The sequence below is a fragment of the Pseudomonas bijieensis genome (genome assembly GCF_013347965.1).
GTDB classification, from domain to species: Bacteria; Pseudomonadota; Gammaproteobacteria; order Pseudomonadales; family Pseudomonadaceae; genus Aquipseudomonas; species Aquipseudomonas bijieensis.
In genome coordinates this window covers 4887344-4901247 of record NZ_CP048810.1, presented here as the reverse complement: position 1 = coordinate 4901247, position 13904 = coordinate 4887344, and the positions used below count along the sequence as shown (strand labels likewise).

Sequence of the window (13904 nt, the reverse complement as noted above, 5' to 3'; positions counted from 1 at the left end):
TCCGACCCCTAGCCCTTAGACTTCCACAGCGCGTTCGAGAACATCAACCAGCGCCCAAGACTTGGTCTTGGCCATCGGACGAGTTTCACGAATAGTGACTTTGTCGCCGATGTGGCACTGATTGGTTTCGTCGTGCGCGTGCAGCTTAGTCGAACGCTTAACGTATTTACCGTAGATCGGGTGCTTAACGCGACGCTCGATCAGAACGGTGATGGTTTTGTCCATCTTGTCGCTGACAACACGGCCAGTCAGCGTACGGACAGTTTTTTCGGCTTCAGCCATGATTACTTACCTGCCTGCTGGTTGAGCACAGTTTTCACGCGAGCGATGTCACGCTTAACTTGCGAGAGCAGATGAGACTGCCCCAACTGGCCAGTTGCTTTCTGCATACGCAGATTGAACTGGTCGCGCAGCAGGCCGAGCAGTTGCTCGTTCAGCTGCTGTGCTGATTTTTCACGAAGTTCATTCGCTTTCATCACATCACCGTCCGTTTAACAAAGGAGGTGGCGAGCGGCAGCTTTGCAGCAGCCAGGGCGAAAGCCTCACGCGCCAGCTCTTCAGAAACACCCTCGATTTCATACAGGACTTTGCCTGGCTGAATCTGGGCAACCCAGTACTCCACGTTACCCTTACCTTTACCCATCCGAACTTCGAGTGGCTTCTTGGTGACAGGCTTGTCCGGGAATACACGGATCCAGATCTTGCCGCCACGTTTTACGTGACGGGTCAGAGCACGACGCGCTGACTCGATCTGACGAGCGGTGAGACGACCACGAGCAACAGACTTCAGCGCGAACTCGCCGAAGCTGACTTTGCTACCGCGCAATGCCAGGCCACGGTTGTGACCGGTCATTTGCTTGCGGAACTTCGTACGCTTTGGTTGCAACATTTGGCGTACCCCTTACTTAGCAGCTTTTTTACGAGGCGCTGGTGCTTGTGGCTTCAGTTCTTCTTGGCGACCACCAATTACTTCGCCTTTGAAGATCCAAACCTTTACACCGATCACACCGTAGGTGGTGTGAGCTTCGTAGTTGGCATAGTCGATGTCGGCACGCAGGGTGTGCAGTGGCACACGACCTTCGCGATACCATTCAGTACGTGCGATTTCAGCACCGCCGAGACGACCGCTCACTTGGATTTTGATGCCTTTGGCACCAATGCGCATTGCGTTCTGTACAGCGCGCTTCATAGCGCGACGGAACATTACGCGACGCTCCAGCTGCTGAGCTACGCTCTGCGCAACCAGCATACCGTCGAGCTCCGGCTTGCGGATCTCTTCGATATTGATGTGCACAGGCACACCCATTTGCTTGGTCAGGTCCTGACGCAGTTTCTCAACATCTTCACCTTTCTTCCCGATAACGATACCTGGACGAGCGGTGTGGATGGTGATACGTGCAGTCTGCGCCGGACGATGGATATCGATACGGCTTACGGACGCGCTTTTTAGTTTGTCTTGGAGATACTCACGCACCTTCAGATCAGCGAACAAGTAGTCCGCATAAGTCCGACCGTCTGCGTACCAGACGGAGGTGTGCTCCTTGACGATTCCCAGGCGAATGCCAATGGGATGTACTTTCTGACCCATCTCTTCGACTCCGTTACTTGTCAGCAACCTTGACAGTGATATGGCAAGACCGCTTGACGATGCGATCAGCACGGCCTTTGGCACGTGGCATGATGCGCTTCAGCGAACGCCCTTCGTTGACGAAAACGGTGCTGACCTTCAGGTCATCAACGTCTGCGCCTTCGTTATGCTCGGCGTTGGCTACGGCCGACTCCAGCACTTTCTTCATGATCTCGGCGGCTTTCTTACTGCTGAAAGCCAACAGGTTGAGCGCTTCGCCCACCTTCTTCCCGCGGATCTGGTCGGCGACCAAGCGGGCTTTCTGGGCGGAGATTCGAGCGCCCGACAACTTAGCGGCTACTTCCATTTCCTTACCCCTTAACGCTTGGCTTTCTTGTCAGCCACGTGCCCACGGTATGTGCGGGTACCGGCGAACTCGCCCAGTTTGTGGCCGACCATGTCTTCGTTCACGAGAACTGGGACGTGTTGGCGACCGTTGTGTACTGCGATGGTCAGACCGACCATTTGTGGCAGGATCATCGAGCGACGCGACCAGGTCTTAACTGGTTTGCGATCGTTCTTTTCCGCCGCCACTTCGATCTTCTTCAGTAGGTGAAGATCAATAAAAGGACCTTTTTTCAGAGAACGTGGCACTGTCGTATCCCTCTATTTACTTGCGACGACGGACGATCATTTTGTCGGTACGCTTATTACCACGAGTCTTCGCGCCCTTAGTCGGGAAGCCCCATGGCGATACCGGATGACGACCACCAGAGGTACGACCTTCACCACCACCATGTGGGTGGTCAACCGGGTTCATGGCAACACCACGAACGGTTGGGCGAACGCCACGCCAGCGCTTGGCACCAGCTTTACCCAACGAACGCAGGCTGTGCTCGGAGTTCGAGACTTCGCCCAGGGTCGCACGGCATTCAGCCAGTACTTTACGCATCTCACCAGAACGCAGACGCAGGGTCACGTAGACACCTTCACGAGCGATCAGCTGAGCCGAAGCACCAGCGGAACGAGCGATCTGTGCGCCTTTACCTGGCTTCAATTCGATGCCGTGTACGGTGCTACCAACTGGAATGTTACGCAGTTGCAGAGCGTTGCCCGGCTTGATCGGTGCCAGGGCACCTGCGATCAGCTGGTCGCCAGCACTCACGCCTTTAGGGGCGATGATGTAGCGGCGCTCGCCATCTGCGTACAGCAGCAGAGCGATGTGAGCAGTACGGTTTGGATCGTATTCGATACGCTCGACGGTGGCAGCGATGCCATCCTTGTCGTTGCGACGGAAGTCGACCAGACGATAATGCTGCTTATGACCACCACCGATGTGACGAGTGGTAATACGGCCATTGTTGTTACGACCACCAGACTTCGATTTTTTCTCGAGCAGCGGTGCGTGAGGAGCGCCTTTATGCAGCTCCTGGTTGACCACCTTGACCACAAAACGGCGGCCAGGGGAAGTCGGTTTGCATTTAACGATTGCCATGATGCACCCCTTCCTTACTCAGCACTGCTGCTGAAATCGAGATCTTGGCCTGGCTGAAGGGAGATAACTGCCTTCTTCCAGTCATTACGCTTGCCCAGACCGCGAGCAGTGCGCTTGCTTTTACCCAGAACGTTCAGGGTAGTCACGCGCTCTACTTTCACGCTGAACAGGCTTTCGACGGCCTTCTTGATTTCCAGCTTGGTTGCGTCGGTCGCAACCTTGAAAACGAACTGGCCTTTCTTGTCTGCCAGAACCGTAGCCTTCTCGGAAACGTGCGGGCCAAGCAGAACTTTAAATACGCGTTCCTGGTTCATCCCAGCAGCTCCTCGAATTTCTTCACGGCCGACACGGTGATCAACACCTTGTCGTATGCGATCAGACTGACCGGATCGGAACCTTGCACGTCACGAACGTCGACGTGTGGCAGGTTGCGAGCAGCCAGGTACAGGTTCTGATCAACAGCGTCAGACACGATCAGGACGTCAGTCAGGCCCATGCCGTTCAGCTTGTTCAGCAGATCTTTGGTTTTCGGTGCTTCAACAGCGAAGTCCTGAACCACGACCAGACGATCAGTACGCACCAGCTCAGCAAGGATGGAACGCATTGCTGCGCGATACATCTTCTTGTTCAGCTTCTGGGAGTGATCCTGAGGACGAGCTGCGAAAGTGGTACCGCCGCCACGCCAGATTGGGCTACGGATAGTACCGGCACGAGCACGGCCAGTACCTTTCTGACGCCATGGGCGCTTGCCGCCACCGGAAACGTCGGAACGGGTCTTTTGCTGCTTGCTACCTTGACGGCCGCCAGCCATGTAGGCCACGACTGCTTGGTGAACCAGCGTCTCGTTGAATTCGCCGCCAAATGTCAGTTCGGAAACTTCGATCGCTTGAGCGTCATTTACATTTAATTGCATGTCAGCTTCCCCTTAACCGCGAGCCTTGGCTGCTGGACGTACAACCAAGTTGCCGCCAGTAGCGCCAGGAACAGCGCCCTTGACCAACAACAGATTGCGTTCAGCGTCCACGCGCACTACTTCGAGGGACTGCACGGTCACGCGCTCAGCGCCCATATGACCGGACATTTTTTTGCCCTTGAATACACGACCAGGAGTCTGGCACTGGCCGATAGAGCCTGGAACGCGGTGGGATACGGAGTTACCGTGGGTGTTATCTTGCCCGCGGAAGTTCCAACGCTTGATCGTACCCTGGAAGCCTTTACCCTTGGACTGACCGGTTACATCAACCAGTTGGCCAGCGGCGAAGATTTCAGCGTTGATCAGATCGCCGGCCTGGTACTCGCCTTCTTCAAGGCGGAATTCCATTACGGTACGACCAGCGGCAACGTTCGCCTTGGCGAAGTGGCCAGCCTGAGCTGCTGTTACACGCGAAGCGCGACGCTCGCCGACAGTGACTTGCACTGCACGATAGCCATCGGTCTCTTCAGTTTTGAACTGGGTGACGCGATTCGGCTCGATCTCAATGACCGTGACCGGAATGGAGACACCTTCTTCGGTGAAAATACGGGTCATACCGCATTTACGACCGACTACACCAATAGTCATGTTGTAAACCTCATGAGTGTACGGGGCTTTCACCCGCTATGGCCGCCCATTTCAGAGCGTTACACGACTAAGACCGAGTCTTAGCCGAGGCTGATCTGCACTTCCACACCGGCCGCAAGATCGAGCTTCATAAGTGCATCAACGGTTTTATCCGTTGGCTGGACGATGTCCAGAACGCGCTTATGAGTACGGATCTCGTACTGGTCACGCGCGTCTTTGTTGACGTGCGGGGAGACCAGAACGGTGAACCGCTCTTTACGGGTAGGCAGTGGAATTGGACCACGCACTTGAGCACCAGTACGTTTCGCGGTTTCCACGATTTCCTGGGTGGATTGGTCGATCAGGCGATGGTCAAAAGCCTTCAACCTGATACGGATTTGCTGATTTTGCATTGGATTTCAGACTCCGGCTGCTATTCCCACCGGGCGCAATACGCCCGTTAAAAGGAGGCGCAATTCTATAGACGCCCCTGATAGGTGTCAACCCAATAAAAAGGCCCCCGCTAAGCGGGGGCTTTTTCAACTCATCAAGCTGACTCTATATTAGAGACTTACTCGATGACTTTGGCTACGACGCCGGCGCCGACGGTACGACCGCCTTCACGGATAGCGAAACGCAGACCGTCTTCCATCGCGATGGTCTTGATCAGGGTAACAGTCATCTGAATGTTGTCACCTGGCATTACCATTTCAACGCCTTCTGGCAGCTCGCAGTTACCAGTCACGTCAGTAGTACGGAAGTAGAACTGTGGACGGTAGCCTTTGAAGAACGGAGTGTGACGACCGCCTTCTTCCTTGCTCAGAACGTAAACTTCTGCGGTGAACTTGGTGTGCGGCTTGACGGTGCCTGGCTTGACCAGAACCTGGCCACGCTCAACGTCGTCACGCTTGGTGCCGCGCAGCAGCACGCCGCAGTTCTCGCCAGCACGACCTTCGTCGAGCAGCTTGCGGAACATTTCAACGCCGGTGCAGGTAGTTTTCTGAGTGTCGCGCAGACCGACGATCTCAACTTCTTCCTGGATACGGACGATGCCACGCTCAACACGACCAGTCACAACAGTACCGCGACCGGAGATCGAGAATACGTCTTCGATTGGCATCAGGAACGGCTTGTCGATAGCACGCTCTGGCTCTGGGATGTAGCTGTCCAGAGTTTCCACCAGCTTCTTGACAGCAGTGGTGCCCATTTCGTTGTCGTCTTGGCCGTTCAGAGCCATCAGAGCCGAACCGATGATGATCGGAGTGTCATCACCTGGGAAGTCGTAAGTGCTCAGCAGGTCGCGCACTTCCATCTCAACCAGTTCCAGCAGCTCAGCGTCGTCAACCATGTCAGCCTTGTTCAGGAAGACAACGATGTACGGAACGCCTACCTGACGGGACAGCAGGATGTGCTCACGGGTTTGCGGCATCGGACCATCAGCGGCCGAGCAAACCAGGATCGCGCCGTCCATCTGGGCAGCACCGGTGATCATGTTTTTTACGTAGTCGGCGTGACCTGGGCAGTCAACGTGTGCGTAGTGACGCACGGCCGAATCGTATTCAACGTGAGCGGTGTTGATGGTGATACCACGAGCTTTCTCTTCCGGGGCGCTGTCGATCTTGTCGAAGTCAACCTTGGCCGAACCGAAAACTTCGGAGCAGACACGGGTCAGAGCAGCGGTCAGCGTGGTTTTACCGTGGTCAACGTGACCGATGGTGCCAACGTTGACGTGCGGTTTGTTCCGTTCAAATTTTTCTTTAGCCACGACAATTAACTCCTAGCTTAAAGGGGCTGAATCAGCCTTGCTTTTTGGTAACAGTCTCGACGATATGCGACGGAGCTGTATTGTATTTTTTGAATTCCATAGAGTAGCTTGCGCGACCCTGAGACATGGAACGAACGTCGGTTGCGTAACCGAACATTTCACCCAACGGAACCTCGGCACGAATCACCTTGCCGGAAACCGTATCTTCCATACCCAGAATCATGCCACGACGACGGTTAAGGTCGCCCATGACATCACCCATGTAGTCTTCAGGCGTAACGACCTCTACCGCCATGATCGGCTCAAGCAACTCACCACCGCCCTTCTGGGCCAGTTGCTTGGTTGCCATGGAGGCAGCCACCTTAAACGCCATCTCGTTGGAGTCGACGTCATGGTAAGAACCATCGAACACGGTCGCCTTCAGGCCGATCAGCGGATAGCCGGCGACAACGCCGTTCTTCATCTGCTCTTCGATACCCTTCTGGATCGCCGGGATGTATTCCTTAGGAACCACACCACCTACGACTTCGTTCAAGAATTGCAGACCTTCCTGACCTTCGTCAGCTGGTGCAAAACGAATCCAGCAATGACCGAACTGGCCACGACCACCGGACTGGCGAACGAACTTGCCTTCGATTTCGCAGCTCTTCGTGATGCGCTCACGATAGGAAACCTGAGGCTTACCAATGTTGGCTTCGACGTTGAACTCACGGCGCATCCGGTCAACCAGGATGTCCAGGTGCAACTCGCCCATGCCGGAGATGATCGTTTGACCGGTCTCTTCATCAGTCTTGACGCGGAAAGACGGGTCTTCCTGAGCGAGCTTGCCCAGAGCGATACCCATTTTTTCCTGGTCATCCTTGGTCTTAGGCTCAACGGCAACCGAAATAACCGGCTCCGGGAAGTCCATGCGAACCAGGATGATTGGCTTGTCAGCGTTGCACAAGGTTTCACCAGTGGTGACATCCTTCATGCCGATCAAGGCCGCGATGTCGCCAGCGCGCACTTCCTTGATTTCTTCGCGGGCGTTTGCGTGCATTTGCACCATACGACCCACACGCTCTTTCTTGCCTTTTACCGAGTTGATCACGCCGTCGCCGGAAGCCAACACGCCCGAGTAAACTCGAACAAAGGTCAAGGTACCCACGAATGGGTCGGTAGCGATCTTGAACGCCAAGGCCGCGAACGGCTCGTCGTCGCTTGCGTGACGCTCCATTTCCTCTTCCTCGTTATCAGGGTTGGAACCCTTGATAGCAGGAATGTCGGTAGGAGCAGGCAGGAAGTCGATAACGGCGTCGAGAACCAGGGGAACGCCCTTGTTCTTGAAGGAAGAACCGCAAACAGCCAGGACGATCTCACCAGCGATGGTACGCTGACGCAGAGCAGCCTTGATTTCCTCGTTGGTGAGTTCTTCACCCTCGAGGTACTTGTTCATCAGCTCTTCGTTGGCTTCGGCCGCAGCCTCAACCATGTTGCCACGCCACTTCTCGGCTTCTTCCAGCAACTCAGCAGGAATATCCTTGCGAACAGGGACCATACCTTTGTCAGAGTCGTTCCAGTAGACCGCTTGCATGTTGATCAGATCGATCTGACCCTGGAAGTTGTCTTCGGAACCGATAGCCAGCTGGATAGGCACCGGAGTGTGACCCAGACGCTGCTTGATCTGACCGATCACGCGCAGGAAGTTGGCACCAGCACGGTCCATCTTGTTTACGTAAACAAGACGCGGGACACCGTATTTGTTGGCCTGACGCCATACGGTTTCCGACTGAGGCTCAACACCCGAAGTACCGCAGAACACAACGACAGCGCCGTCGAGTACACGCAGGGAACGTTCAACTTCAATGGTGAAGTCTACGTGGCCCGGGGTATCGATAACGTTGAAGCGATGCTCGTGCGGGTACTGCTTCTCGGAACCCTTCCAGAAGGCGGTGATGGCAGCAGAAGTAATGGTAATACCACGCTCCTGCTCCTGGACCATCCAGTCGGTGGTCGCGGCGCCATCATGCACCTCGCCCATCTTGTGACTTTTGCCAGTGTAAAAAAGGACGCGCTCGGTGGTGGTGGTTTTACCAGCATCCACGTGAGCAACGATACCGATGTTACGGTAGCGGTTAATCGGTGTAGTACGAGCCATAAAGCCCTCGCAAATTGAGTGACGCTAAAATTAGAAGCGGTAGTGCGAGAAAGCCTTGTTGGCTTCAGCCATACGGTGCACGTCTTCACGCTTCTTAACTGCAGCACCTTTACCTTCAGCAGCGTCCAACAGTTCGCCAGCCAAACGCAGAGCCATGGACTTCTCGCCGCGCTTGCGGGCGAAGTCTACCAACCAGCGCATTGCCAGGGCGTTACGACGGGACGGACGAACTTCGACCGGAACCTGGTAAGTAGCACCGCCTACACGGCGCGACTTCACTTCGACCAGCGGAGCGATGGCGTCGAGAGCTTTCTCGAAGATTTCCAGGGGATCGCTGTTCTTGCGTTCCTTAACTTTGTCCAGTGCGCCATAAACAATACGCTCGGCAACGGCTTTCTTGCCGCTTTCCATTACGTGGTTCATGAACTTGGCGAGAATCTGGCTTCCGTATTTCGGATCGTCCAGAATCTCACGTTTGGCTGCTACGCGACGTCTTGGCATTGATAAGCCCTCAAACGGTCTTCAGGTTAGCCCGGGACAGCAGATGCGTGCCCGACCTTACTCTTATCGACTCAATAAAATTAAAAACTGCAAAACGGCCGATTATTTCGGACGCTTGGTACCGTACTTCGAACGACCTTGGTTACGACCTTTAACGCCGGAGGTATCCAAAGAGCCGCGAACGGTGTGGTAACGAACACCTGGCAAGTCTTTTACACGACCGCCGCGGATCAGTACCACGCTGTGTTCTTGCAGGTTGTGGCCTTCACCGCCGATGTACGAGGAAACCTCGAAACCGTTGGTCAGACGCACACGGCATACTTTACGCAGTGCCGAGTTAGGTTTTTTCGGCGTAGTGGTATACACACGGGTGCATACGCCACGACGTTGCGGGCAGTTCTGCAGCGCAGGTACGTCGGATTTCTCGACGATACGCTTACGCGGCTGACGTACCAGCTGGTTGATAGTTGCCATCTACTAGCTCCACTGTTGTCTTGCGACGCTATTGTCTTACAAGAAAAGCAAAATGGCAGGAACGAATTCCCGCCAAATTTAGGGGATCAAGAGTCTAAAGAGGATCTTGTCCCCAGTCAAGGCAAGGCCCCGACCTCCCCGCCCGCCGGATCTCGACAATTTGTCTCGATCCGCCGAACGGGGTGACCAGGGCCAGGCACTCAATTACCGCAGAACTCAGTTACCACTCGAGTTCAGTGCTTCGGTCAGTGCAGCTTCCACTTCACTGGCGCTTACGCGCAACGGCTTGTCAGCATCACGGCGACGCTTGCGCTCGCTGTGATAGGCCAAACCGGTACCGGCCGGGATCAGACGACCCACAACCACGTTTTCTTTCAGGCCGCGCAGGTAATCGCGCTTGCCGGTTACCGCCGCTTCGGTCAGTACGCGGGTGGTTTCCTGGAAGGAAGCCGCCGAGATGAACGATTCGGTGGACAACGACGCCTTGGTGATACCCAGCAGCACGCGAGTGAACTTGGAGACGAACTTGTCTTCGGTCGCCAGGCGCTCGTTTTCCACCAGCACGTGAGTCAGTTCCATCTGGTCGCCCTTGATGAAACTCGAGTCGCCGGATTCAGCGATCTCGACCTTACGCAGCATCTGACGCAGGATGGTCTCGATGTGCTTGTCGTTGATCTTCACGCCTTGCAGACGGTAAACGTCCTGGATCTCGTTCACGATGTACTTGGCCAGCGCACTCACACCCAGCAGACGCAGGATGTCGTGTGGATCGCTCGGGCCGTCGGAGATAACTTCGCCGCGGTTTACCTGTTCGCCTTCGAAGACGTTCAGGTGACGCCACTTCGGAATCAGCTCTTCGTACGGATCGCTACCGTCGTTCGGGGTAATGACCAGGCGGCGCTTGCCCTTGGTCTCTTTACCGAACGCGATGGTGCCGCTGACTTCAGCCAGAATCGAGGCTTCTTTCGGACGACGGGCTTCGAACAAGTCGGCAACACGCGGCAGACCACCGGTGATGTCGCGGGTTTTCGAAGTTTCCTGCGGGATACGGGCGATAACATCACCGATCGCGATCCGCGCACCGTCCGCAACACCGACCAGGGCGTTGGCTGGCAGGAAGTACTGAGCGATTACGTCAGTGCCTGGCAGCAACAGATCCTTGCCGTTGTCGTCGACCATCTTCACGGCTGGACGGATGTCCTTGCCGGCAGCTGGACGATCTTTTGCATCGAGTACTTCAATGTTGGTCATACCGGTCAATTCGTCAGTCTGACGCTTGATCGTGATGCCTTCTTCCATGCCCACGTAGGTCACGGTACCTTTCATCTCGGTCACGATCGGGTGGGTGTGCGGGTCCCACTTGGCCACGATTGCGCCAGCGTCGACCTTGTCACCTTCCTTGACCGAAATCACAGCACCGTAAGGCAGCTTGTAACGCTCGCGCTCACGACCGAAGTCGTCAGCGATCGCCAGCTCACCGGAACGCGATACTGCCACCAGGTGACCGTCCACGCGCTCTACGTGCTTGAGGTTGTGCAGACGGACAGTACCGCCATTCTTCACCTGGACGCTGTCGGCCGCGGAGGTCCGGCTTGCAGCACCACCGATGTGGAACGTACGCATCGTCAGCTGGGTACCCGGCTCACCGATGGACTGGGCAGCGATAACGCCGACCGCTTCACCGATGTTCACCTGGTGACCACGAGCCAGGTCGCGACCGTAGCACTTGGCGCAGATGCCGTAGCGGGTTTCGCAGCTGATCGGCGAACGTACGATCACTTCGTCGATGCTGTTGAGCTCGATGAACTCGACCCACTTCTCGTCAACCAGGGTACCGGCAGGAACAATCACGTCCTCGGTGCCAGGCTTGAATACGTCACGGGCGATGACACGACCCAATACGCGCTCACCCAACGGCTCTACAACGTCACCGCCTTCAATGTGCGGAGTCATTACCAGGCCATGTTCGGTGCCGCAATCGATCTCGGTCACGACCAGATCCTGGGCAACGTCTACCAGACGACGAGTCAGGTAACCGGAGTTCGCCGTTTTCAACGCGGTATCCGCAAGACCCTTACGAGCACCGTGAGTGGAGATGAAGTACTGGAGTACGCTCAAACCTTCACGGAAGTTCGCGGTAATCGGGGTCTCGATGATGGAGCCGTCCGGCTTGGCCATCAGGCCACGCATACCGGCGAGCTGACGGATCTGCGCAGCAGAACCCCGTGCGCCCGAGTCGGCCATCATGTACATCGAGTTGAAGGATTCCTGGTCGACTTCGTTGCCATGACGGTCGATGACTTTCTCTTTCGAGAGGTTGGCCATCATCGCCTTGGATACTTCGTCGTTCGCCTTGGACCAGAGGTCGATCACCTTGTTGTACTTCTCGCCCTGGGTTACCAGGCCGGAGGCGTACTGACTTTCGATCTCTTTCACTTCTTCGGTGGCAGCACCGATGATGCGGGCTTTTTCATCCGGGATAACGAAGTCGTTAACACCGATGGAAACGCCGGAAATGGTCGAATAGGCAAAACCGGTGTACATCAACTGGTCAGCGAAGATCACGGTCTCTTTCAGACCAACCACGCGGTAGCACTGGTTGATCAGCTTGGAGATCGCCTTCTTCTTCATCGGCAGGTTGACGACGTCGTACGACAGACCTTTTGGCACAACCTGGAACAACAGCGCACGGCCGACAGTGGTGTCGACGATACGAGTGTTGGTCACACTGCCGCCATCACGATCGTTGACGGTTTCGGTGATCCGCACCTTGACCTTGGCATGCAGTGCGGCTTCGCCAGCACGGAACACACGGTCAACTTCCTGCAGATCCGCGAACACGCGACCTTCGCCCTTGGCGTTGATCGCTTCACGAGTCATGTAGTACAGACCCAATACAACGTCCTGCGACGGAACGATGATTGGCTCACCGTTGGCTGGCGACAGGATGTTGTTGGTCGACATCATCAACGCACGAGCTTCCAGCTGGGCTTCCAGTGTCAGCGGTACGTGCACGGCCATTTGGTCGCCGTCGAAGTCGGCGTTGTACGCAGCACAGACCAGCGGGTGCAGCTGGATAGCCTTACCTTCGATCAGTACCGGTTCAAACGCCTGGATACCCAGACGGTGAAGGGTCGGTGCACGGTTGAGCAGCACTGGGTGTTCGCGAATCACTTCAGCGAGAACGTCCCAGACCTCTGGCAGCTCGCGCTCGACCATTTTCTTGGCCGCTTTGATGGTGGTCGCCAGACCACGCATTTCCAGCTTGCCGAAAATGAACGGCTTGAACAGTTCCAGAGCCATTTTCTTAGGCAGACCGCACTGGTGCAGACGCAGGGTCGGGCCTACGGTAATTACCGAACGACCGGAGTAGTCAACACGCTTACCGAGCAAGTTCTGACGGAAACGACCCTGCTTACCCTTGATCATGTCAGCCAGGGATTTCAGAGGACGCTTGTTGGAACCGGTGATAGCGCGGCCACGACGACCGTTGTCGAGCAGTGCGTCGACCGCTTCCTGCAACATACGCTTTTCGTTGCGCACGATGATGTCCGGAGCGGACAGATCGAGCAGGCGCTTCAAGCGGTTGTTACGGTTGATCACTCGACGATACAGATCGTTGAGGTCGGAAGTCGCGAAACGACCGCCATCGAGCGGAACCAGTGGACGCAGGTCTGGCGGCAGAACCGGCAGAACGGTCAGCACCATCCACTCTGGCAGGTTGCCGGAGCCCTGGAAGGCTTCCATCAACTTCAGACGCTTGGACAGCTTCTTGATCTTGGTTTCGGAGTTGGTTTGCGGAATTTCTTCGCGCAGGCGGCCAATCTCGTGTTCCAGGTCGATAGCGTGCAGCAGTTCGCGGACAGCTTCGGCACCCATGCGGGCATCGAAATCGTCGCCGAACTCTTCCAGCGCTTCGAAGTACTGCTCGTCGTTGAGCAGCTGACCTTTTTCAAGGGTGGTCATGCCTGGATCGATAACGACATAGCTCTCGAAGTAGAGAACACGTTCGATATCGCGCAGGGTCATGTCCATCAGCAGGCCGATACGGGACGGCAGCGATTTCAGGAACCATATGTGGGCAACTGGCGAGGCCAGTTCGATGTGCGCCATGCGCTCACGACGAACTTTTGCCAGCGCAACTTCAACGCCGCACTTCTCGCAGATCACACCACGATGCTTCAAGCGCTTGTACTTACCGCACAGGCACTCGTAATCCTTTACCGGGCCAAAGATCTTGGCGCAGAACAGGCCGTCACGCTCAGGTTTGAACGTACGGTAGTTGATGGTTTCCGGCTTTTTAACTTCACCGAACGACCACGAACGGATCATCTCAGGCGAGGCCAATCCAATACGGATAGCGTCGAACTCTTCGACTTGACCCTGGTTTTTCAGCAAATTCAGTAGGTCTTTCAAGGCCTTTCC

Annotated in this window: 16 protein-coding genes; all 16 read right to left on the bottom strand. The window is 55.8% G+C overall.

From position 1 onward, the window contains the following. Window positions 1-15: 15 nt before the first annotated feature. The 16 genes from rpsQ to rpoC all read right to left on the bottom strand — a co-directional run bounded on the left by rpsQ (window position 16) and on the right by rpoC (window position 13895). Window positions 16-282, bottom strand: a complete 267-nt coding sequence (gene rpsQ / locus GN234_RS21505; protein WP_003194644.1) for a 30S ribosomal protein S17 — start codon at window positions 280-282, stop codon at window positions 16-18. Window positions 283-284: 2 nt separating this feature from the next. Then, window positions 285-476 carry a 50S ribosomal protein L29 gene (gene rpmC / locus GN234_RS21500; RefSeq protein ID WP_002555481.1) on the bottom strand — a complete coding sequence of 64 codons (192 nt, stop codon included), beginning with the start codon at window positions 474-476 and terminating at the stop codon, window positions 285-287. Continuing rightward, on the bottom strand, window positions 476-889 hold the full coding sequence (gene rplP, locus GN234_RS21495; protein ID WP_003186052.1) for a 50S ribosomal protein L16: 414 nt from the start codon (window positions 887-889) through the stop codon (window positions 476-478). Before rplP ends, rpmC begins: the two co-directional genes overlap by 1 nt. Window positions 890-901: 12 nt before the next feature. Next, window positions 902-1588, bottom strand: coding sequence for a 30S ribosomal protein S3 (gene rpsC / locus GN234_RS21490; protein ID WP_003176422.1), 687 nt, complete (start codon window positions 1586-1588; stop codon window positions 902-904). Window positions 1589-1601: 13 nt separating this feature from the next. Further along, a complete protein-coding gene (rplV, locus tag GN234_RS21485) occupies window positions 1602-1934 on the bottom strand; it encodes a 50S ribosomal protein L22 (protein ID WP_003103908.1) in 333 nt (110 codons plus the stop codon). Between the two features lie 11 nt (window positions 1935-1945). After that, a complete protein-coding gene (gene rpsS, locus GN234_RS21480) occupies window positions 1946-2221 on the bottom strand; it encodes a 30S ribosomal protein S19 (RefSeq protein ID WP_002555486.1) in 276 nt (91 codons plus the stop codon). Between the two features lie 16 nt (window positions 2222-2237). Further along, window positions 2238-3062 (bottom strand): 50S ribosomal protein L2, encoded by an 825-nt coding sequence (gene rplB, locus GN234_RS21475; protein WP_003186055.1) that lies wholly within the window; start codon window positions 3060-3062, stop codon window positions 2238-2240. Window positions 3063-3076: 14 nt separating this feature from the next. After that, a complete protein-coding gene (gene rplW, locus GN234_RS21470) occupies window positions 3077-3376 on the bottom strand; it encodes a 50S ribosomal protein L23 (protein ID WP_002555488.1) in 300 nt (99 codons plus the stop codon). Continuing rightward, window positions 3373-3975 carry a 50S ribosomal protein L4 gene (gene rplD / locus GN234_RS21465; protein WP_003186057.1) on the bottom strand — a complete coding sequence of 201 codons (603 nt, stop codon included), beginning with the start codon at window positions 3973-3975 and terminating at the stop codon, window positions 3373-3375. Before rplD ends, rplW begins: the two co-directional genes overlap by 4 nt. Before the next feature lie 12 nt (window positions 3976-3987). Then, window positions 3988-4623, bottom strand: coding sequence for a 50S ribosomal protein L3 (gene rplC / locus GN234_RS21460; RefSeq protein ID WP_003186059.1), 636 nt, complete (start codon window positions 4621-4623; stop codon window positions 3988-3990). Between the two features lie 80 nt (window positions 4624-4703). Continuing rightward, complete coding sequence (rpsJ, locus tag GN234_RS21455) at window positions 4704-5015, bottom strand: 30S ribosomal protein S10 (RefSeq protein ID WP_003186070.1); 312 nt, start codon at window positions 5013-5015, stop codon at window positions 4704-4706. Between the two features lie 158 nt (window positions 5016-5173). Further along, window positions 5174-6367, bottom strand: coding sequence for an elongation factor Tu (gene tuf / locus GN234_RS21450; protein ID WP_003186103.1), 1194 nt, complete (start codon window positions 6365-6367; stop codon window positions 5174-5176). A 31-nt stretch (window positions 6368-6398) separates the two neighbouring features. Then, the gene (gene fusA, locus GN234_RS21445) at window positions 6399-8504 is read right to left on the bottom strand and encodes an elongation factor G (protein ID WP_109756658.1); all 2106 of its coding nucleotides are present in this window, start codon (window positions 8502-8504) and stop codon (window positions 6399-6401) included. A gap of 30 nt (window positions 8505-8534) precedes the next feature. Continuing rightward, on the bottom strand, window positions 8535-9005 hold the full coding sequence (gene rpsG / locus GN234_RS21440) for a 30S ribosomal protein S7 (protein ID WP_003186074.1): 471 nt from the start codon (window positions 9003-9005) through the stop codon (window positions 8535-8537). 102 nt (window positions 9006-9107) lie between these two features. Beyond that, entirely contained in the window at window positions 9108-9479 is a 372-nt protein-coding gene (rpsL, locus tag GN234_RS21435) for a 30S ribosomal protein S12 (RefSeq protein ID WP_003186084.1), read from the bottom strand. Between the two features lie 216 nt (window positions 9480-9695). Next, window positions 9696-13895 carry a DNA-directed RNA polymerase subunit beta' gene (gene rpoC / locus GN234_RS21430; protein WP_109756659.1) on the bottom strand — a complete coding sequence of 1400 codons (4200 nt, stop codon included), beginning with the start codon at window positions 13893-13895 and terminating at the stop codon, window positions 9696-9698. Between the last annotated feature and the right edge of the window lie 9 nt (window positions 13896-13904).